The following is a 20806-nucleotide window of genomic DNA, read 5'->3' as shown; positions in this document are numbered from 1 at the left end:
TACCGCGGGAGGGAAGCTGCGCCGAACATCTTGCCCGGTTTCTTATGTTCGAGTTCAATTTGTCTACCTCAACCGAAAGCTCTCTCCTGGCAGCCGTCGATGAGGTCTATCTCCGACGCGCTCCGCCCCACGAGGAAAGCTAAGCAACGCGCAGCCGGCCGAATAACATCGCCTATCCTACCCTACGAGGCGCCTCGCAACCTTCCGTTCGCGCAGGATGCGAGCGTCGAGTTCCTTCAGCCGGTGCGTGAGGGCGGGATCGCCGGGCAGGAGGGCAAGAGCCTTCGCCAGCATATTGCGTGCGGTGACGAGATCGCCGTCGCGGATGTGGCGATTGGCGCGGTGATAAAGGAAGTTGACCCGCTCCGTTGGCGCAAAACGGTCGCCGAAGCGGGCGTCGAGCGCGTCGGACCAGGCGGGATGCCGGGCCATGGCGGCGACGGCGACCTGATAGGGGCGCATGGGCGCATCGACCCGGGCGGCGCGGGCAAGACCCCTCAGGCGCGAAACGTCATGGGTTCTGCAGGCGGCGATCAGCGAAAGGGCACGTTCGGTGCCGGTAAAGACGCGGACGGTGCCGTGGCCGGTCATGTGAACGCGCACGAGATGCGTTTCGGCCTGAAGTGCTGCGATGCGCTCGGCGTGGCGGCGATCTATCGCGTGGAAGGGATCATAAAAAATGAAGGCGCGGCCGGCGGCCTGATCGGGCGAAATGCCCATATTGGCGTGCAGATCGGGCGAAAAATGCCGGAGGAAGCGATTGTCGTAGGGAACGGATTTCGGGTCGATCGAGACCTGCGGGCAAAAGGCGATGGCCGTGGTGGCATTGAAGCGCCGGCGATAGCGAAGCGCCGCATAACCACCCTGCGAATGGCCGTACAGAATGCGCTCGGGAGCTGCATTCAGAATGGGTGCTGCGGCTTCGACCGCCTTGACCACGCTTGCCGTCGGAAACCAGTTGGGCCGCCTACTGATGAAGCCGAGGGCTGAGATGTCGGCCTTCTCGCAAAAGCGCTGGCCCCAGTAGCGGCTGCCGTTTGCCTGGATCTCCATCTCGTTGAAGGTCACCAGCAGATAGGGGGATGAACCCGGTCGATGGATGACTTCAAGATTTTCGTCCGAGTAGATCAGCACGGTTACTCCAAAACAATTTCAATTCTTGCAGCAATATTATTTGAAAGTTCGAGAATGATTTGCGGTCACCTCGGATTTCTTCAGTATTGCGTATTTGTATCAGATTTCCAGTGCCTGGATCTTTCTGCAAGGCAAATCCAATAATGAGGTCGCGGCTCAAGGGAGGCTCGTTTCCGGTCGATTTCGGCCCGATGCGGTCACTGCGCCACCGGTTGAGCGCCCACGTTTATGGCGTTCGTTACAGTTACGTACTTGATTGCCCGCGCGAAAGGAGCAGCATGCCCGCGCAGACGGCAACGGCCTTTCGCAATCGGTCGTGAGTTGCCGTTTTGGCAGCCGAAATTTGTTTGAAAATTCAGGCATGGCTTTGCGCGTCGAACCTCAATGGAGACGTGCTTCTTCCCAGATCAGTTTTTCGCGCGATGGCTCATCGCAGGAAGGAACCTGACAATGATAAAGGCATCTGATCATTCAAATTCGTCCCGCTGCGTGTCGAGGACTTTTCCGATGAAACTTCTGGCGTCGTGCGTGGCAGGGCTGAGCATTGTCGCTGGCCTGTCAACCCCGGCGCGTGCGCAGCAAGCAACACCAAAACCCAACATCCTTCTGATCGTTTCCGATGACACCGGCTACGGAGACCTCGGCCCCTATGGCGGCGGTGAAGGACGAGGCATGCCGACACCCAACATCGACAAGCTGGCCGAACAGGGCATGCTGTTTTATGATTTCTATGCCCAGCCGAGTTGCACGCCGGGTCGCGCCGCCATGATCACCGGGCGTATTCCCAACCGCAGCGGCATGACGACGGTTGCATTCCAGGGGGAAGGCGGCGGTCTTCCGGCGGCCGAATGGACGCTCGCCTCCGTGTTGAAGCTCGGCGGGTACCAGACCTATTTCACCGGCAAATGGCATTTGGGCGAGGCGGACTATGCCTTGCCGAACGCCCATGGCTTCGACGTCATGAAGTATTGCGGCCTTTACCACCTCAACGCCTACACCTACGCCGACCCGACCTGGTTCCCGGATATGGACCCCAAGCTCAGGGCCATGTTCCAGAAGGTCACCAAGGGCGCGCTCTCCGGTAAGGCCGGCGAAACGGCGGTCGAGGACTTCAAGATCAACGGCCAATATATCGACACGCCCACGGTCAATGGCGCGGCAGGGGTCGTCGGCATCCCCTATTTCGACAGCTACGTCGAAAAGGCGGCAATCGAGTTTCTTGACGACGCGGCGAAATCCGACAAGCCGTTCTTCATCGACGTCAACTTCATGAAGGTGCACCAGCCGAACATGCCGGCGCCGGAGTTCGAGCATAAATCGCTGTCGAAGTCGAAATATGCCGACAGCATCGTCGAGCTGGACACCCGCATCGGCCGCATCATGGACAAGCTGCGCGAGACCGGCCTCGACAAGAATACGCTGGTCTTCTACACGACCGACAATGGCGCCTGGCAGGATGTCTATCCCGACGCCGGCTATACGCCGTTTCGTGGCACCAAGGGCACGGTGCGCGAGGGTGGCAACCGCGTTCCCGCCATCGCCGTCTGGCCGGGCAAGATCAAGGCCGGCTCCAAGAACCATGACATCGTCGGCGGCCTCGACCTGATGGCGACATTTGCTTCGGTTGCCGGTGTCGCTCTGCCGGACAAGGACCGCGAGGGCCAGCCGATCATCTTCGACAGCTTCGACATGTCACCGGTCCTGCTTGGAACCGGCAAGTCGGAACGGAACTCATGGTTCTATTTCACCGAGAACGAACTGTCTCCCGGTGCTGCCCGCGTCGGCAATTACAAGGCGGTGTTCAACCTGCGTGGCGACAATGGACAGGCGACCGGCGGCCTTGCCGTCGACAGCAATCAGGGCTGGAAGGGTCCGAACAAATATGTGGCGACGGTGCCGCAGATCTTCGACCTCTGGCAGGACCCGCAGGAGCGCTACGACATCTTCATGAACAACTACACCGAGCGCACCTGGACGATGGTGACCATCAGCGACTCCATCAAGCAATTGATGATGACCTACGTGAAATATCCACCGCGCAAGCTTCAAAGCGGGACCTATACCGGTCCGATCGAAATCTCGAAGTATCAGCAGTTCCAGTGGCTGCGCGATGAGCTCGGCAAGGAAGGCTTCAGTCTGCCGATGCCGACCGGCAACTGAACCGGAAAATGAGAAGCGGCGCTGTCTGATCACGGCAGCGCCGCTCGATCGTCGGGCTTTCGAGGCGCCGGTCAGATCCGCTCGAGGAAGGCAAGTAACCGTTTCATCGCCAGCGCAGTTGCCGCCGCGTCATAGGAGGGCAGCGAGCTGTCGGCGAAGTAGTGCTGGTCGCCCGGATAGAGGAACAGTTCGGCGTCCTCTGCCTTCTCGACGATCTCGCGGGCGGCGTCGACATCGCCTTCGCCGACGAAGATCGGGTCGTTGTCCATGCCGTGGATTTGAACGGGTACGCCGGCCGGCCAGGGGCCGAATGACCACTGGCCACTGATCGGGATGCAGGAGTAAAAGAGCAGGGCGCCGCGGGCGCCGGGGCGGGTCTGGGCGAGTTTCTGAGCCGGCAGGACACCGAAGGAGAAGCCGGCATAGACGAGGTTTTCGGGGAGGGCATCGGCGAGGCGCACGCCGCGCTCGCGCATCTCTTCAAAGCCGACCGCCTCGATATGGGCAACGCCCTCCTCGATGCTCGCGAATGTACGTCCTTCGAAGAGATTGGGCAGGTGGACGACGTGCCCGGCCGCGCGCAGGTCGTCGGCAAAGGCGTGCATGCCGGGTGTCAGCCCCTGGGCATGGTGGAATACGAGGACCTCGGCCATCGGCAGCTTCTCCTTCAAACCAGTGTTCGCGCATCAATTGTATTTCGTTCGGTGGAATTCAAGCGGCAAGGCTGCCCTTAAGGAAAATATTCCTCCCGCGCTGATGCCGCGTCTCTCGACCTTTTCTTGCCATCTTCGCTCGCTTGGTTGCGCACGATGCACCACGATTCTGGAGGGAAAAGGATCATGACAGGTAAGTTGCGCATTGCCGTGCTGTTCGGTGGCCGGTCGGCGGAGCATGAGGTTTCGCTGATGTCGGCGCGCAACGCCGTCGCGGCGCTCGATCGGACGCGCTACGAGATCGTGCCGATCGGGATCGCCAGGGATGGCCGCTGGATGCTGGTCGATCTCGAAGACGGGGAACTGCCGAAGGCGATCCCCGTGTCGGGAACGCAGGTGGCGCTAATCCCCGGCGGACGGGGGCGGGCGGTCACCATCGCGGCCGACGGCCGCCAAGGGTTGCTGCCGGCGATCGACCTGATCTTTCCGGTTTTGCATGGTCCCTTCGGCGAAGACGGGACGGTGCAAGGCTATGCGGAAACTGCCGATGTCGCCTATGTCGGCTGCGGTGTCGCGGCTTCGGCGGTCGCCATGGACAAGGCGCTCGCCAAGCGCCTGCTGGTGGCCGAAGGCATTGCCGTTGCGCGGGCGATCGGCCTTCATGAGGGCGACGCCTATTCAAGCGAGACCATCCTCGAAAGCCTGGGACTGCCGGTTTTCGTCAAGCCGGCGCGGCAGGGATCTTCCGTCGGCGTCAGCCGCGTCGACAGTCTGGACGCGCTTCAGGCGGCGCTTAACGAGGCGTTCCGGCACGACGACAAGGTGCTGATCGAGGAGTTCGTCCAGGCCCGCGAGATCGAGTGCTCGGTGCTGGAGGATGCGAAGGGACAGCTCACCGTCTCGCGACCGGGCGAAATCATTCCGGCTGCGAGCCACGGTTTCTACAGCTACGACGCCAAATATGTCGATGCCGGCGGCGCAGTCGTCGAGGCGCCCGCCAAACTCTCCGAAGAGGTGATCGCCGAGGCCAAGGACATGGCCGCGCGGGCATTCCGGGCGCTTGACTGCGCGGGGATGGCGCGGGTGGACTTCTTCCTGCGCGCCGATGGAAGCCTCATGATCAACGAAATCAACACCATTCCCGGCTTCACCAATATCAGCATGTATGCCAAGGCGCTGGCAGCCGACGGCATCGCCTACGGCCAGGTGGTGGAGACGCTGATCGCCCATGCGCTGAAGCTGCGCGGCAAGGCGGGCGCGCGCACCTGAGGGGATGACAGGGGCAACCCGGGTATGGCACGCCATCGCCGGGGATGGCGGGCTTGCCGGGCGGCAGTGTCACCCTGGAGTATTGCGATGCTACCTATGAGTTGCGGTCCATATTAGGATTGTCGCATTCATTGTGGGTTCACGTCGCCCCGGCCAAAACTCGCACCTGTTACAAACGGACAGGTGATGAAATGAAGAAGATTGGCATCGTCGTGCTTGCGGCGATAACGGCTCTTTCGGGCATCACGCCGGCAAACGCCCTGCCGGCTGTTGCCATCGAGCGGGTGCAGAAGAGCGACGTTCAACTGGTGCAGCACCGGGAATGGAACGGCGGTCACCATCGCCGACGTCCGCCGGGCTGGCACGGGGGCTATCGGCCGCGCCCGGGCTGGGACGGCGGTTACCGCCCGCGGCCAGGCTGGGATGGCGGTTACCGCCCGCGGCCAAGCTGGCATGGCGGCTATCGTCCGCGTCCGGGTTGGGACGGCGGCTACCGCTATGGCTACTATAACGGCCACCGCGGCTATCGTTACGAGCGCTACGGCTATCGCCGCCACAATGACGGCTGGTGGTATCCGCTGGCGGCCTTCGGCACCGGAGTCATCATCGGCGGCGCGATCGCCGCTCCGCCAGCGCGTCGCTACGAGACCGGCGTCAACCCGCGCCATGCCGACTGGTGCTATGCGCGCTATCGCTCCTACCGTGCCTGGGACAACTCGTTCCAGCCCTATGGTGGCCCGCGCCAGCAGTGCTATTCGCCCTACTTCTGAGGCGAGCGTGTTTTAAGGAGGCCCGCCGGTCGCTGACCGGCGGGCCTCTTTTTTTGTTTTCTGGCATTCACATGCGCTGAGGGAACGCGGCCCGGCATGGGTGGGAACGCAGCCTCTATCGACTGCTGCGCGGCATCTCCTCGTCGAAGCGGGTTTTCTCGCGCCCCGGATCATCCTCGAGGATCTTCTCTTCGCGGTCGTCAGGCAGTGCATCGTCCGGATCGACATTGGCTTCGTCGCGGCTCGGAACGGGCGGCACGCGACCCTGATCGACCGGCGTCGGATCGTCTCCCGCGGGAAGCTGGTCGACGGGGAGCGGCGGGATCTTACCGATCGGCACTGCGCGTGTTTCGCCAGACGGGGGCACGTCTTCCGGTGTCTCTCGGTCACGGGATTTCGGGTTTGCCTTGTTCATCGTCGCATCTCCTTGCTGGCGGTTTACCAGGAATAAGCCGAGGCGAGCGGAAAAGGTTCCGGTCTGGGCGTTCAAGATCTCAAGATTGGAGGTGGTTCAATGAGGGGGCGTGGCCGTGCGGATTGGGGGACATCGCATCCGGCTCCTGTCGTTTTTCAAGTCTTGGCCCGCGATGCAATCGGCATCCCAAGCACGCGCTATCGAGCCAGACATCCTGTCGATGATATCGGGGCGAACTCTGCCGCGTCCATTCTAGCGGGAATTGTAAAAACCGGTCGCGCGTTTGCAGGGGAGGCGTCTGCTAGGAATCGCTCATTGCGGCAACCCCGCGAAGAGGCAGACAAGCGGAGCGGCCGCGGACCGGCAGGTCGGAAAAGCCCGGTCTTCCAGAACGTCAACGTCTTTTAGAACTTCAACCGGGCGTCGTCATGTTCGGGAGGGCGGTGCGCGTCCTTGCGACGAAACCCGTAGGCGAGCGCGAGCCCCAGGATTGCGGAGCCGACGACGATGGCGGCGAGTGCGAAGAAATTCTCCATGGCATTTTCCTCCCGAGCGGAAGCTTAACACAGAATGCGCGCAAACAAATGGCGCGGCAGCGAGAATGCGCGTCATGGTTACTCAACGCATGTCGGCCCAAGATGTTCAATCCGATTGGCTTCGGTGCGCGGTGCGTTCGGCCGAGGCTTTGCACGGGAGCGACACTGCGGGCGGGCGATCTGGACCAACGTCGAGCCCCGCCAGCTTCGCCGTCTACGAAGCATCAGCGACCTCAATAACCGCCAGCACCGCCGCCGCCCTGACTCATGCCCTGGACGCCTTGCATGCCCTGGTAACTGGGGCTCGGAGCAGGAGTGCTGGTGCGACTCGCCTGGTCGGTGGTGCAGCCGGCAGCCGCAAGAAGCGCCGCGCAAAGAGCGGCGATCAGGTATTGTCGTGTCATGGGTATCTCCCGTGGTCGTGGGAGCGGCATCAACCGCTTCCGCATCGAAACGGATCAACCATGCCGCCGCCGGCCCCGGATCCGTTGAGGAAGGAGACATGGCGCCAGCGGCCTTGCATGGCGCTCGCGATTGTACCACCGATCGCGCACATGGGCTGGCAAAGAGGCGGGGCGGGGGTAAAGGAAGAAAACGAACAAAACGGAAACAAATTTTGGCAAAGGGGCTTGCCAAGCGAACGGAAGCGGGCTAAGGATATTACAGGCTGGCCGTTTCGTCATTGAAGCGGCCTTTTTGATTCCGGCGGATTGGCGCGGCCTTGCCTGGGCGCTGATGCCGATATCCAAAAAACTCAAATCCGCGCCGGCGCCGGCTGCGACCGCTGAGACGCGGGTGACGACGGCCGCTACGGCGTCACGGCGCTTCGCGATTTTTCGGATCCGCACTTGGGCTTCACGTCCTCGGCGCCCGCATGCTGCTGTCGCAAGATCGCTGCATGTTCTGGTGCGAAAGCCCTAAAGCTGGTCGCGTGGAAAGGGCTCACGCGACAGGTTTTAAGATCTTGTTTTTATGCATGTCGTTGCGGCAATACCGCTGCCCACTTTTACGCGAAAAGCCTTAGGCTTCCTGCTTGGCGATCTTGCCGGTGACGGAGGCGCCGGTCTCATGTCGCGGGCGGGGCTGCCCGATGCTGCGCAGCCAGCGCGAGGCTTCCTTCGGATCGCGCTCGACGCCGAGGCCTCTCTGATAGATGGTCACGAGGCGGGCCTGGGCAGCCGGATGACCCTGGCGGGCGGCCTGGCGGTTCCAATGAAGCGAGGCGGCATAGTGTTCCGCGCCGCCATCGTTGAAATAGATTTCGGCGAGTTTCGCCTGGGCATCGACATTTCCTGACGTCGCCAGTTCAAGCAACCTGGGCGAGATATTCGTTGCGGACGGCCGCGGGGTGAAAATGGTCTTCAACTTGCTGAACGTGTTGCGGATCATCTGGCACCTGTTGCATTCATTGCATGGTTCCCGCGGCTGGACTGCTAGGCTGAAAAACTGCTTAAAATCTTGAACTAATTTGACTTTTCCCTGGCCACTGCCGGTAGAGCAGGAGCGCTTGCGATGCATTGCGCCAGAAGCACCCGATGTGGGGCAACCCGGTGAGCGGTATTGATGACCGAATGCAACCTGAAGTCAAGGTTGCAAGCGTGACATCCGGCGTGACACACGCATTTTTCTGTGATCGGCTGTCACGCTTGCTAGCTTGAACAGCCGCGGCGACACGATGGTGTCTCCCGCAGGCATTGGCGTTCCCAGCTTGGGCGCCGAGACCTTCGGAGATGTCGGCTCGTCGACTTCGGCCAGGGCCGGAGCCGGCCTCGCGAACATGCCAAGCAGTTTCGTCCACAAACGCCGGATCACCTGCGATCGCCTCCAAAGCCCGCCGCTACCGGTCGGCTTTGATGGCAGAATGCAACTTTTGGTCAAGCGGCGGCCGATCCAACGTGCGCAGGAGGAGCAATCGCCTCGTGCCCCGGAGCAAATCCCATGACAGTGAAACCCGCAAAGGACCCGAAGACCGGGCGCTTTCTGCCGCGCGCCGGAGGGGGTGGGGCCGTCCCCCGGGCGCGCACGCGCAAGGCGGTCCGCACCAAGCTCGGCGAACTCTTTCTCGAGGACATGCTTTCGGCCTGGGAGAGCCGAGGGGCGGCCGCGATCCACGCGCTGATCGAGAAGAACCCAAACGACTTCCTGAAGACGATAGCGGCGCTGATGCCGAAGGACGTGACCATCAATCCAAACCAGATGGGCGAGATGACGGATGAACAACTCCTCGAGCGGATCCGCAAGCTCGACCAGACCATCAGGCCTTTCCTTGCTGCTTCGGGAGCGGATGGAACTGACGATGGAGATCGGGCGCAGGCAGAACACGAATAGGCTGCGCTATTACCAGCCCTACACGAAGCAGACGGCATTTCATGAGGCAGGCGCTACCTTTCGCGAGCGGCTGTTCATGGCCGGCAACCAGCTCGGCAAGACGCTTGCCGGCGCCGCGGAAGCGGCAATGCATCTGACAGGCGACTATCCCTCTTGGTGGGCGGGCCGACGGTTCGACCGGCCGATCACGATGATCGGCGGTTCGGAATCGCACGAGCTGACACGCGATGGCGTGCAGCGGCTGCTCGTCGGCCCGCCGATGAGCGAGGAGGACTGGGGCACGGGCTATCTGCCGAAGGCGGCGATCTCAGGCTGGACCCGGCGCTCCAGCGCTTCCGGCGCGCTCGACAGCGTGACCGTGCGGCACACCGCGGGCGGCACCTCGACGCTGCTCTTGAAGGCTTACGAGCAGGGCCGGGCGAAATGGCAGGCGAACACCGTCGACTATCTCTGGTTCGACGAGGAGCCGCCGGAAGACGTCTATTTCGAGGGCATCACCCGCACCAATGCGACCGGTGGATCGGTCGCCGTGACGTTTACGCCGCTGAAAGGCATGAGCTCGGTCGTCAGCCGCTATCTGCTGGAACCATCAGACGACCGGACCGTGGTGACGATGACGATCGACGATGCCGAACATTATTCGCCAGAGGAGCGGGCAAAAATTGTCGCGAGCTATCCGGCGCACGAGAAGGAAGCGCGCACCAAGGGCGTGCCGACGCTCGGTTCCGGCCGGATCTTTCCGGTGACGGAGGAGCAGATCCGCATCGAGCCCTTCGAGATACCGCGCCACTGGGTGCAGATCGGCGGGCTCGATTTCGGCTGGGATCACCCGTTTGCCGCAGCGCTTTGCGCCTGGGACCGGGATGCGGATGTCTTTTACGTGACCCGCTGCTACCGCGAGCGCGAGGCGACGCCGATCATCCATGCGGCGGCACTCAAACCCTGGGGGCCCTGGCTGCCCTGGGCCTGGCCGCATGACGGGCTGCAGCACGACAAGGGCTCGGGCGAGCAACTGGCGGCGCAATATCGCGGGCAGGGGCTCGCCATGCTGCCCGAGCGGGCGACCTTCGACGACGGCACCAACGGTGTCGAGGCGGGGATCTCCGACATGCTGCAACGCATGCAGACCGGGCGCTTCAAGGTGTTTTCGACTGCCGGCGAATGGTTCGAGGAATTCAGGCTCTACCACCGCAAGGACGGCCGGATCGTCAAGGAACGCGACGACGTGATTTCGGCCAGCCGCTACGCACTGATGATGAAACGCTTTGCCCGGGTGAAGGCGGATAACGCCGCCTGGGCCTTTACCGATCGGAAGGTTCTCTGATCGACCCACCGCAGTCTCCGCTCCTACGCCTCGACCCATGAGGGCCGGTCGCTTCGGCACGAGATACCGGCTCCGCGGACGGACCCGGTGCACTTCCGCTTTCAACGTCAGGAGAATTCAATGGTTACCAGCGTTGTTACCACGTCGGGCAACACGACGTGCATGGATTTCAGCACGAACCAGTGGCACGGCTATGTTGGCGGTAACACGCCCTATGGCCTGTGGGTGGACGGTCCCTTGCATCCGTGGCGCGACGCCAATGGAACGCCGACCTTCATCACCGGCCATTCCGAAGGGTATCGCTACAACGTCCTCTCCGATTGGCACAACGGCCACACCTGGACCAACTGGAATGCCGGCCGGCACTGGAACTCGCCGCGCGACACCGTTGAAGGGCACTATGCCAACCGCCACTGGATCGTGTCACCGTTCGCGCGCGGCTCTCTGGTGGTCGGCCTGACCCACCACGAATTCTATCAATCGTCGACGACGATCGGCGGGGTCAAAGGCTTCAATTCCCACGCCCACGGCTTCAATACCCGCTGGGTCAACGGCATCGGCTATGTGCGCTCGACCAATGACGGTCAGGCCTGGACAGTCCCCAATCCCGGCGATTTCGGCCAGAACCATCACAATGTGCGCTGCGTGCTGATCCCGGAGCCGTGGTCCTACCAGTCCATCGACACGGCCTATGGCTTCCTGCATCCGTCGAACATCGTGCAGGAGGGCAACTACTATTATGCCTTCATCGAGGTCCGCAATCTGCCGGGCAACACCACGCTGCTCGACAACGGCTTCACCATCATCCGAACATCGAACCTCGACGCTTCCGTTGGCTGGCAGTTCTACAACAACGCCAACCAGTGGGAGACGGTGAACCACCAGTACTACCAGGGCAACATCGCGCCGCAGCAGCCGAAAATCTTCTTCAAGGTGGCGGGCTACAACCCCTACACCATGTATGACCAGAACGGCCGCATGGCGCAGAGCATCCGCTACCACGTGCCCACACAGAAATGGGTTCTGTTCGGCTACACTGGCCTGCAGACGCCCGGCTTCTGCTACTGCGTTTCGGATACGCTCGCCAATCCGCAGTTCGAGGCGAACGGGCACCGTTTGGTGAGCCTTGCCGGCGGCGGCGCCACGAACGAATACCACAGCAACCACTACATCAGCGTCTTCGATCCGAACTCTCAGGATCAGAACTACAAGACGATCCTCGGTGACAGCGCGGTCGTGATAACGGCCGACGAAGGCGTGCGCTACAAGATCGGCACGATCCGGATCACCTGATTTCACAAGCAAAACAACGTGATGACGCTCTTTCGGTCGTTATGAGCCGATTGACGGAACGCTGTGCCCGGGCAGGCCACTCATGCCGCCTGGGCCTTTACCGATCGGAAGGTTCTCCAGATGGCAGCGATGACGAAACCGGAACTGACGGAGCTCGTGGGCCAGCTCGTCAGGGAATGCGAGGATTATCGCGACCAGCTTTCCGCGGCGCGTATCAGGGCGATGGAATATTACGACGGCGTGATGGCCGACGTGCCGGCGGAAGCGAACCGCTCCAAGGTGGTTTCGCGCGATGTGCGGGCGGCGGTGAAGAAGGTGCTGCCGTCGCTGATCCGCACCGTGCTCGGCAATGACAAGGTGGTGGAATACCAGCCGGTCAACCAGGGCGACGAGGCCGGCGCCGAGCAGGCGACCGACTACATCAACTATATCGTCTTTCCCGAAAGCGACGGCTATGACGCGGTGCAGGATGCGGCGCACGACGCGCTGAAGCTCGGCAACGGCGTGATCCGCTGGTGGTACGAGAAGAAAAAGAGCGTCGAGGTTTCGACCCATAGCGGGCTCGACGAGGCGGCGCTGGTGCAGCTGATCGCCGATGACACGGTGGAGGTGCTGGAACAGGCGCAATCGGTCGAGCGGATCGAGCTTTCGACAGGACCCGTCGAGCAGCCCGTCTTCACAGTCAAGATCCGTCGCACTGCCGAGCGCGGGGCGACCAGGCTTGCCGCCGTGCCGCTCGAGGAATTCCTCGTGCACCCCGATGCGATCTCGATCGACGACAGCCCGATTGCCGGGATCAAGCGGCGGATGCGCCGCTCCGATCTCATCGCCATGGGCTATGACCGTGATCTCGTCGAAGGCTTTGACCGCGGATGACGACCGGACACTGTTTCCGGAGCGTCTGCTCGCCAAGGGCATTCTCTGGCGATGGAAACGGCAGAAGGGGCTGCCCTTCGATGACAGCCTCGCCGAATTCGAAGCCGATCTTCTACAGGAAATCAACGCCGACCGGGGGGCTTCATGAAGGTTGAACCGAAGCCCGGAAGGATCGGGCAAAGCAATCGCGGCGCCGTCAGCATCGGCAGGGCGCAGACCTCGCAACCCATTACCTTTCCGGCGCCCAGGAACGGTCTGGTGACGACAGCCGACATGGCCTCGCAACAGCCGGGCTCGGCGACCGTCCTTCGCAATTTCCTGCCGACGCTCGTGGGTTGCCGCATTCGCGGCGGCTCGCAGAAACGCGGACGTGCGGCCGATGGCGGCACGATCCGCAGTGCCTTCAGATACAAGTACGGTTCGTTCGAAAAGCTGTTCATGGCGACGGATACGGCGATCTACGACATGACATCGCCGGCCGCACCGCCGGCGGCGATGGCCGCCGCTGTCGAGGGGCTTTCCGGTGGCGACTGGTGCACCTTCCAGCACACCAATGCGGGGAGCTCGTTTCTCGTCTGCCTCAACGGCGCCGACCCGCGGCGGGTGGCGTACAGGCTCTATGGTGACTCGTTCGGCGGCCTATATATTCAGCGATCAACGGATAATTGGGCCAGCGCGAACCAGAACATGGCCTTCTGGGATGCCACCGGGAACGTGAACTTCCCTGCTTCTGTGTCGGCTTCGTCTTTCAGTACGACAGCAAACGGTAACGGCAACAATATTCGAGTAGGGGACGACGCTTGGATTGGCGACATCAACCAAGCCAACACCGTAGCGGTTCGTGGTCAGAACAATTTTAACGCTGGCTGGATTCGCTTCGGGGCTATGGCGAACGGCTTTGGGGTCGATGCAGGCTCACCCGACATCATCCGTTATGCGGGGTGGTCGCTGCAGACGGACGGTAACCAGTACATGCCGTGGGCGGGTCTGTTCCTGCACCAGATCTTCGAGCAGAAAGCTGGCATCTACGCCGGCTCAAACCGAGATGAAACCAATTTCCCAATCGGACATACCATCCTGGTCGAAACGGGTAATGGGGACATCAAAGAGAGGAACTCCGCCCATGCGATCTATCTTAGTTCCAGCTACGGCTACGCCTTTGGCGGGGCTGGGGCGCAACTTGCTGGAACTTGGCGTGCTCGAGGCGGCTACGATTCGCCTGGGTCGGGTGCATGGACCTACTGCTTCGTGAGGACAGCATAATGACATCGATGTCTGTGAACATGGTTTATGCCGTTCGAGCTACTCAAGAGGCTGACGTCTACAACATCCGTTGCAACATCACGGATTATCTCGGCGCGTCCTACGACACCGACTACTGCAGTCGTCCGGATGACACCGTCGGCGTCAATCCCCTGATCCGCCAGTGGTTGCTCGATAATCCCGGCTTCCAGATCGAGCCATACATCCCCCCCGATCCGCCGACGGAAGACGAATTGCGGCAGCGGATGCCCAGTCTGACCGCCCGCCAATTCCGCCTCGGATTGGTGAATGCCGACATCTCGCCGTCGACCGTGACCGCAGCGATCGCGAGGATGCCCGCTGGTTCGGATCAGGACAAGGCTCAGATCGAGTGGGAGTATGCGACCACGTTCAACCGGTTGCACCCGCTGATCGGGACGGTTGGTACGGCGCTTGGTCTTTCTGACACCCAGATCGATGCATTGTGGGTGGCGGCCGCCGCGCTTTAACCGGAAGATCTCCAAAAGGTGAATCCATGAACAGAGCAGCGTTTTACGCGGCCCTGCGCGATCCCGCGTCGGGTGTATTCAAGTCCTATTCTGCAAAGCAGTTCGAAAGCCTGGACGCGGTCGTCCTGGAGGGGCGCCGGCGTGCGGTAGGCCTCTGCCATCTGGCCGCAATTCTCGCCGAGGCCCATCACGAAACCGGCGGCACAATGCGGCCGGTCGAGGAGAATCTGAACTACTCGGCAGGGCGGCTCATGCAAGTATGGCCGGCGCGATTTCCGACGCTTGCGAGCGCGGAACCCTACGCGGGCAATCCGCGCAAGCTTGCGAACCGGGTCTATGGCGGGCGGCTTGGCAATGTCGAAGACGACGACGGGTGGGTCTTTCGCGGGCGAGGACTGGCGCAAATTACCGGTCGCGCGAACTATGGCAAGTTTGGTCTGGTGGAGATGCCGGATCGTGCCTGTGATCCGGCAACGGCCATTCGCATTCTTTTCGACGGCATGGTGCACGGGCTTTTCACGGGCAAGCGACTGACTGATTTCGACACGGACGATAGCCGGTCTCCAGCCGCGACCGGCTATCGTTATGCCGCCTCACGCGCGATTATCAACGGCGATATCAGGCAGAACGGGCCGAAGATCGAGGCCTACGGCCGCGCCTTCGAGGCGGCGCTGCGTGCGGCCGGATATGGTCGCGAGAGCGCTTCGGCCGATCCCTCCGTTGTTGTCGTGCTGCGGCCCGGCTCGGTCGAAAGGGCGCCCGACATGGAAGGCGTCAACGCTTCGCACGGGGCCAAATTCAATCGCCTGCGCCGTCTCATCGAGGCGGTTGCCGGGTTTCTTGGGCGGTGGACGAAATGAGTGCTGTCGTCATCCGTATCCTGCTGCGCTACGGCGCGGGGCTGCTCGTGGCTAAAGGGCTGCTGGCGCCGGAGGCGGGGCTGGTGCTTGCCGATGATCCCGACGTGCAGATGCTGATGGAGGTGGGTATCGGGCTTTGTGCGGGCATTCTCTCGGAGTGCTGGTACGTGCTGGCGCGACGCCTTGGCTGGGCGAAATGATGTTTGCCTGGCCGAAGCTTCTCATCGCCGGCCTCATCGTCTCGGGTCTCGTCTGGCTCATTCATGAAATCCGCGCAGACGGCGCACGATCCTACGCCAATGCCATCGAAAGGCAGAACAATGACGCTCAGAGCCGCGCTCGTGGGAAGCGCCTTGATTACGATTCCTGCCTTGATGCTGGCAGGCTGTGGGACTTCGCGTCCGGCCAGTGCTCCCGGGCTGCGCGCCGTGGTCGGAACTGATCTTGTCGGCGCGCGCGGAGCATCGCCAGCGGATCAGCGCCGGATCGATCGCACGGTCGTCGGCCTTTGTGCCGCGGATATCTGGACGAAGGCCGAATGCGCGAAGCACGGGGGAGATGGTCATGTCCCCGGCTGAAATCGATATCGCCGTTCATCGCCAGTTGGGAGAACTGGTTGCCGGCATGCGCGGCCTGCAGGAGTCCATTCATCGGATCGAGGATGGCGCGAGGCGGGCGGAGGATAAATCTGCCGCCAGTCAGGCCAGCGTTCACCGGCGCATGGATCAACTTGCCGAGCGGGTCAACGAACTGGAAGCGTCGGCTTCCGCTATCGGTGCCGAAATCTCCGATATGAAGCCGGTGACCGATGACGTCAGGCGGTGGAAGCTCATGGGCATTGGTGCCCTTGGGGTGACGGGAATTGCTGCGATGGCCCTCGGTGTCAGTTTTGCCGAAGCGATCCGGCGGATCGTGTTCGTGATTGCCGGAAAAGCCTAGCGCTCAGGGCTGCTTGACCTACGTCTTTTAATCAAAGCGCCGCGCACCCGAAAGGGTGCGCGGCGCTTTTTGCGTTTGGTGCTCTAAAGGGTTTCGCCCGTCGATGATCACACGGCCGGTATCGGATTTGCCGGAGCGCCCAAAGTGCGGACGCTCTCCGAAACCGAGAAGCGAAGACGATACTCCTTCGGTGAGAGACCCAGGATCTTGCGGAAGATCTTGCGATAGGCGTTGGTGTCGTCATAGCCGCTTTGCCAGGCAACCTGCTCGATCGAGAGATGTGAGCGCTCCAGCAGATCGCGGGATTTGGCGATCCGTAGGCGCTGGCAATATTCGGTCGGGTTGAAGCCGGTTGCCTTCTGGAAACGGCGCAGGAAGGTGCGGTCGCCGAGGCCGGCGCGGTCGGCCATCATCTGCAGCGTCACGCCCTTGGTGTTGGCGCCGTGCAGCCAGTGCTGGATCTTCAGGATGATCGTGTCGCCGTGATCGAGCTTCGGAGCGAAGACGCTGTAATAGCTCTGCTCGCGCGCGCCGGGGTCGATGATCATGTAGCGTGCGGTTGCCAGCATGACGTCGGTTCCGAGGAATCGGTCGACGAGTTTCAGGCCGAGGTCGATCCAGGCCATCATGCCGCCGGCGGTGATGATGTCGCCCTCGTCGATCAGCAGCCTGTCGGTGTCGACGCGGATGTCGCTGTAGCGGTTGGAGATCAGGTCCTGATGCGACCAGTGGGTGGTGATGGTGCGGCCGGCGGCGAGGCCGGACTCTGCCAGCAGATAGGCGCCGCCGCAGACGGAGCAGATCGTCGCGCCGCGTTGATGCTGTTCGCGCACGAAGGCGGGCAGGGCACCGATGCGATCGCCGACCGGCAGATCGGAGAGCGTCGGCGGCAGGATCAGGGCCACAAGGCCCGAGGAGGGGCCTTCGTGGGTGTCGCGCGATTTCGATACCGAGCCATCTTCCTGAAGTTTCCAGTGGCTGATGCGGATTTGCGGCGCGTCTCTGCCGCTTTGCTCGACCGACTGCATGCTCGCCACCTGGAACATGTCGGTCAGCCCATGGATCGCCGACATCAGGGCGCGGGGATAGACGACGATGCCGATCTCCGCCGGCTCGTTTTCGGGTCGTTTTGTCACTTCTGCCCCCATCGTTGTCAGCTTTGCCGGTCGAGAGGTTAGGCCCACCGATTTATCAATTCAACCATCGCTTCCACCGAATGGAAGCCCGAGCAACAGAGATCAAAGAGGTGAGGACAATGACACAGGCAAAAGCAGTTTCCGCAAGCGTTTCCAACGGTATCTCCCGCCGCACGGTTCTCTCGGCCGCCTTTGGCGCTGCCGCCACGGCAGCCGCGGTCAATGCCATGAACACGCCGGCCAAGGCCGCATCCAACACCGCAACAACCGCCGGCGCGTCCGGCACTAAGGGAGCAAACACCATGGGCAGCCGCATCATCACCCGCGATGGCGTCGAGATCTATTACAAGGACTGGGGTCCGAAGGATGGCCCGGTCGTCGTGCTCAGCCACGGCTGGCCGCTGTCGTCAGACAGCTGGGAAGCGCAGGCCTTCCACCTTGCCGCCAACGGCTTCCGCGTCGTCACCCATGACCGCCGCGGCCACGGCCGCTCGTCGCAGCCCTGGGACGGCAACGACATGGACCACTATGCCGACGACCTCGCGGATCTGATCAACGCGCTCGATCTGAAGGGTGTCTTCCTTGCCGGGTTTTCGACCGGCGGCGGCGAAATCAGCCGCTATATCGGCCGCCACGGCACCAGCCGGATCGCCAAGGCCGGTTTGATCTCAGCCGTGCCGCCGCTGATGGTCAAGACCGACAGGAACCCCGGCGGCCTACCGAAGGAAATCTTCGACGGCCTGCAGGCGGCAAGCCTGAAGGATCGCTCGAAGCTCTACCGCGACATCGCGTCTGGCCCGTTCTTCGGCTTCAACCGCCCGGGCGCGGTCGCCTCTCAGGGCATGATCGACAGCTTCTGGCTGCAGGGCATGATGGGGGGACACAAGAACACCTATGACTCGATCGTCGCCTTCTCGCAGACCGACTTTACCGAGGACCTGAAGAAGTTCGACGTGCCGACCTTGATCATCCATGGCGACGACGACCAGATCGTGCCGATCGATGCGGCTGCACGAGCCTCGAAGACGCTGGTGCCGCATGCGGAGCTCAAGGTCTATGCCGGCGCACCGCACGGCATCACCGACACCCACAAGGACCAGCTCAACGCCGACCTGCTCGCCTTCGCCAAGGCCTGATGGTTGTTCGCCGGTGCCACCTCACAGGTGGCGCCGACACCCTATGTCAAACGCTTCAGCCAAGGATCAGAGCCATGACCTCTTCCCACAATCCCACCGACGTCTCCGGCCCCGGCCGTCGTGAATTCCTTGCAGGCACCAGTGCGCTTGCAGCCTCCGTCCTGCTGCCGAAAGGTGCCTATGCCGCAGATATCAAACGTTTCCGGCATGGCGGCTTCGATATTTCCGTCGTCAGCGACGGCTTCATCATGCTGCCGGTCAGCATCGTGCTGCCGGATGCAACGGCGGAAGAGCGGCCGGAGATCATGCGCCGGCTTGGCGGCACTCCCGAAAAGGCGCCGTTTCACACCAATATTCCGGTCATTCGCACTGGCGACGATCTGATTGTGGTCGACGACGGCTCGGGCACACGTTTCCAGGAGAGCGCCGGCAAGCTTCACGCCAATCTGCTTGCGGCCGGCATCGACCCGAGTGCGGTGACGAAGGTGGTGCTGACGCATGCCCATCCTGACCATGCGGGCGGCACCGTTGGCGCCGACGGCACGCTCGCCTTTCCGAATGCGCAGTACTTCGTTTCGGAGGGGGAATGGCGGTTCTGGACCGATCCCAACTTCGAAAAAACCATGCCGCAGGTGCTTCATGGCTTTGCCAAGGGTGCGCAGCGCGATCTCTTTGCGGTCAAGGACCGGCTGACCCTGGTGAAGCCCGGCGACGAAATCGTCAGCGGCATGCAGGTGCTCGACACGCGGGGCCACACACCCGGTCATATCTCGCTTCAGCTTTCCGGCGGTGACGGCGCCGGACATGAGGGCTTGGTGATCACGGGCGATGCGGTCACCAGCAACATCGTCTTCTTTGAGCACCCCGACTGGCATTTCGGCTTCGACACAGATGCGGAGCTGGCCTTGAAGAATCGCAAGGCCCTGATCGACCGGGCCGCGTCGGAGCGGCTGGCGCTGCTTGGCTATCATTGGGCCTATCCGGGGATCGGGCGGGCGGAGCGCAACGGGGCGGCCCATCGCTTCGTGGCGGCGGGGTGACCGCCTGGAGCCGGCAATCACTAGGACAGTTGACGGGCGCGCCTCCTGCGGGGCGCGCCCGTTTCTCTGCATTCAGAGAGCCAGTTCGCTGTCCTTGATATCGCTGATCGGCGCAAGGAACGGCAGCTCGAACGGACGCAGAGCGGTGCGTTTCGCGGTGAGCTGTGGCCAGTCGGGATTGACGAGCGCGCCGCGGCCAAGCGCGATCATGTCGGCACCGGCTTCCATCACCTCCTCGGCGCGGGCGAGATCGTGCAGGCTGCCGTTGGCGATGATGAACAGGCGCGGCGCGTGGCGGCGGGCGAGGGAAACGAGCGAGGCGTCGCCGCCCTCGAAGGCCGGCTTCCAGGCTTCGAACTCGGTCACGTGCACGAAGTCTGCCGGGCTTTCGGCGAGCGCCTCGAACACGCGGGCTGCACCTTGTTCGCGTTCTGCCCATTTGTGCCTGAAGTCGTTGACCTTACCCTGGGAGAGCCGCAGCCCCAGCGGGGCGTCGGGGCCGATCGCCACGCGCACTGCCTTCAGCACTTCGAGCGACAGGCCGAGCCGCTCAACGATATCTCCACCCCAGCGATCCGCCCGCCGGTTCGAAAAGTCCGTGAAGAACTGATCGAGCAGATAGCCGTTGGCGCCGTGGATCTCGATGCCGTCGAAACCGGCAACCTCGATTGCAAACCGGGCGGCTCTGGCGAAGCCTTCGATCGCCTCGGCGATTTCGGCATCGCTGATCTCGCGCGGCAGGGCATAGGGGCCGTCGCCGTGATAACCGGTCAACTGGCTGCCCTTCGGCCGGACGGCGGAGGGGCCTACCGTCTCGGGCCTGTGCGGGTTGCCCTGCGCCAGCGCGCCGCCGTGCATCAGTTGTGCGAAGATTCGCCCGCCCTCCGCATGAACGGCCTCGACGATCGGCCGCCAGGCGAGAGCCTGCTCCCGGTCGGTCAGGCCTGGCTGGTCCTTGTAGGTTTGGGAATAGGCCTTGTCGGTGTAGATGCCCTCGGTCGTGATCAGGCTGAAGCCGCCGTGGGCGAAGCGCTGGTAATAGTGCTGCATGCGCTCGCTGGGCGCGCCGGCCGCCGTGGCGCTGATGCGGGTCATCGGCGCCACGGACAGGCGATTGGCGAAATCAAGCCCCTTGAGACGGGTGCCGGTGAAGGCGGGGGACGCGATGCCAAACGGTGCGTTCATG

General features: G+C 62.5%; 22 protein-coding genes and 2 pseudogenes. 16 read left to right on the top strand and 8 right to left on the bottom strand.

Annotation, left to right across the window (positions count from 1 at the left end; translation table 11 throughout):
- Positions 1-177 precede the first annotated feature (177 nt).
- Complete coding sequence (locus tag IB279_RS11130) at positions 178-1134, bottom strand: hypothetical protein (RefSeq protein ID WP_060516144.1); 957 nt, start codon at positions 1132-1134, stop codon at positions 178-180.
- Between the two features lie 507 nt (positions 1135-1641).
- Between IB279_RS11130 and IB279_RS11125 the strand changes: the two genes are divergently transcribed.
- On the top strand, positions 1642-3294 hold the full coding sequence (locus IB279_RS11125; protein WP_051659281.1) for an arylsulfatase: 1653 nt from the start codon (positions 1642-1644) through the stop codon (positions 3292-3294).
- A 71-nt stretch (positions 3295-3365) separates the two neighbouring features.
- Here the strand turns inward: IB279_RS11125 and IB279_RS11120 are convergent, their stop codons facing one another.
- Positions 3366-3947, bottom strand: a complete 582-nt coding sequence (locus tag IB279_RS11120; RefSeq protein WP_112770967.1) for a dienelactone hydrolase family protein — start codon at positions 3945-3947, stop codon at positions 3366-3368.
- A gap of 186 nt (positions 3948-4133) precedes the next feature.
- Here IB279_RS11120 and IB279_RS11115 point away from each other — a divergent pair, with 186 nt between their 5' ends.
- Both IB279_RS11115 and IB279_RS11110 read left to right on the top strand, forming a co-directional pair.
- Positions 4134-5216 carry a D-alanine--D-alanine ligase family protein gene (locus tag IB279_RS11115; protein ID WP_112770966.1) on the top strand — a complete coding sequence of 361 codons (1083 nt, stop codon included), beginning with the start codon at positions 4134-4136 and terminating at the stop codon, positions 5214-5216.
- Between the two features lie 191 nt (positions 5217-5407).
- A complete protein-coding gene (locus tag IB279_RS11110) occupies positions 5408-5986 on the top strand; it encodes a BA14K family protein (RefSeq protein WP_112770965.1) in 579 nt (192 codons plus the stop codon).
- 115 nt (positions 5987-6101) lie between these two features.
- Here the strand turns inward: IB279_RS11110 and IB279_RS11105 are convergent, their stop codons facing one another.
- From IB279_RS11105 to IB279_RS11095, 4 genes are all read right to left on the bottom strand, one after another.
- A complete protein-coding gene (locus tag IB279_RS11105; protein WP_089043607.1) occupies positions 6102-6401 on the bottom strand; it encodes a hypothetical protein in 300 nt (99 codons plus the stop codon).
- Between the two features lie 404 nt (positions 6402-6805).
- A complete protein-coding gene (locus tag IB279_RS37640; RefSeq protein WP_255380915.1) occupies positions 6806-6937 on the bottom strand; it encodes a hypothetical protein in 132 nt (43 codons plus the stop codon).
- Between the two features lie 233 nt (positions 6938-7170).
- Positions 7171-7341, bottom strand: coding sequence for a hypothetical protein (locus IB279_RS11100; RefSeq protein WP_156400691.1), 171 nt, complete (start codon positions 7339-7341; stop codon positions 7171-7173).
- 616 nt (positions 7342-7957) lie between these two features.
- Positions 7958-8326 carry a tetratricopeptide repeat protein gene (locus tag IB279_RS11095; protein ID WP_051659282.1) on the bottom strand — a complete coding sequence of 123 codons (369 nt, stop codon included), beginning with the start codon at positions 8324-8326 and terminating at the stop codon, positions 7958-7960.
- 549 nt (positions 8327-8875) lie between these two features.
- Between IB279_RS11095 and IB279_RS11090 the strand changes: the two genes are divergently transcribed.
- The 11 genes and pseudogenes from IB279_RS11090 to IB279_RS11045 all read left to right on the top strand — a co-directional run bounded on the left by IB279_RS11090 (position 8876) and on the right by IB279_RS11045 (position 16308).
- Positions 8876-9265, top strand: a complete 390-nt coding sequence (locus IB279_RS11090) for a hypothetical protein (protein ID WP_134887784.1) — start codon at positions 8876-8878, stop codon at positions 9263-9265.
- On the top strand, positions 9150-10589 hold the full coding sequence (locus IB279_RS11085) for a terminase large subunit domain-containing protein (protein ID WP_192339206.1): 1440 nt from the start codon (positions 9150-9152) through the stop codon (positions 10587-10589). The genes IB279_RS11090 and IB279_RS11085 overlap by 116 nt, the downstream gene beginning before the upstream one ends.
- A 120-nt stretch (positions 10590-10709) precedes the next feature.
- Positions 10710-11882, top strand: coding sequence for a hypothetical protein (locus IB279_RS11080; RefSeq protein ID WP_192339205.1), 1173 nt, complete (start codon positions 10710-10712; stop codon positions 11880-11882).
- A gap of 120 nt (positions 11883-12002) precedes the next feature.
- Positions 12003-12743 (top strand): annotated as a pseudogene (locus tag IB279_RS11075) (phage portal protein); the annotation flags it as partial.
- Positions 12727-12906 carry a hypothetical protein gene (locus IB279_RS11070; protein WP_192339257.1) on the top strand — a complete coding sequence of 60 codons (180 nt, stop codon included), beginning with the start codon at positions 12727-12729 and terminating at the stop codon, positions 12904-12906. The pseudogene IB279_RS11075 and the gene IB279_RS11070, both read left to right, overlap by 17 nt.
- A pseudogene (locus IB279_RS11065) lies at positions 12903-13364 on the top strand (hypothetical protein); the annotation flags it as partial. The gene IB279_RS11070 and the pseudogene IB279_RS11065, both read left to right, overlap by 4 nt.
- 656 nt (positions 13365-14020) lie before the next feature.
- A complete protein-coding gene (locus tag IB279_RS11060; RefSeq protein WP_192339204.1) occupies positions 14021-14509 on the top strand; it encodes a hypothetical protein in 489 nt (162 codons plus the stop codon).
- 26 nt (positions 14510-14535) lie between these two features.
- The gene (locus tag IB279_RS11055) at positions 14536-15369 is read left to right on the top strand and encodes a hypothetical protein (protein WP_192339203.1); all 834 of its coding nucleotides are present in this window, start codon (positions 14536-14538) and stop codon (positions 15367-15369) included.
- Complete coding sequence (locus tag IB279_RS11050) at positions 15366-15569, top strand: hypothetical protein (protein WP_060583383.1); 204 nt, start codon at positions 15366-15368, stop codon at positions 15567-15569. The genes IB279_RS11055 and IB279_RS11050 overlap by 4 nt, the downstream gene beginning before the upstream one ends.
- A 120-nt stretch (positions 15570-15689) precedes the next feature.
- Complete coding sequence (locus IB279_RS37085) at positions 15690-15947, top strand: hypothetical protein (RefSeq protein WP_226020697.1); 258 nt, start codon at positions 15690-15692, stop codon at positions 15945-15947.
- Positions 15928-16308, top strand: a complete 381-nt coding sequence (locus tag IB279_RS11045) for a DUF1515 family protein (RefSeq protein ID WP_309142276.1) — start codon at positions 15928-15930, stop codon at positions 16306-16308. Before IB279_RS37085 ends, IB279_RS11045 begins: the two co-directional genes overlap by 20 nt.
- Before the next feature lie 107 nt (positions 16309-16415).
- Here the strand turns inward: IB279_RS11045 and IB279_RS11040 are convergent, their stop codons facing one another.
- Positions 16416-17444, bottom strand: a complete 1029-nt coding sequence (locus IB279_RS11040; protein ID WP_234824412.1) for a GlxA family transcriptional regulator — start codon at positions 17442-17444, stop codon at positions 16416-16418.
- Positions 17445-17563: 119 nt separating this feature from the next.
- Here IB279_RS11040 and IB279_RS11035 point away from each other — a divergent pair, with 119 nt between their 5' ends.
- Positions 17564-18580 carry an alpha/beta fold hydrolase gene (locus IB279_RS11035; protein ID WP_112770962.1) on the top strand — a complete coding sequence of 339 codons (1017 nt, stop codon included), beginning with the start codon at positions 17564-17566 and terminating at the stop codon, positions 18578-18580.
- 74 nt (positions 18581-18654) lie between these two features.
- Positions 18655-19620: an MBL fold metallo-hydrolase gene (locus IB279_RS11030; protein WP_192339202.1), complete on the top strand. Its 966-nt coding sequence runs from the start codon at positions 18655-18657 to the stop codon at positions 19618-19620.
- 72 nt (positions 19621-19692) lie between these two features.
- Here the strand turns inward: IB279_RS11030 and IB279_RS11025 are convergent, their stop codons facing one another.
- Entirely contained in the window at positions 19693-20805 is a 1113-nt protein-coding gene (locus tag IB279_RS11025) for an NADH:flavin oxidoreductase (protein ID WP_112770960.1), read from the bottom strand.
- Between the last annotated feature and the right edge of the window lies 1 nt (position 20806).

It is taken from the genome of Ensifer sp. ENS06 (assembly GCF_014852205.1).
GTDB classification, from domain to species: Bacteria; Pseudomonadota; Alphaproteobacteria; order Rhizobiales; family Rhizobiaceae; genus Ensifer; species Ensifer adhaerens.
This window is presented reverse-complemented; position numbering and strand designations above follow the sequence as displayed.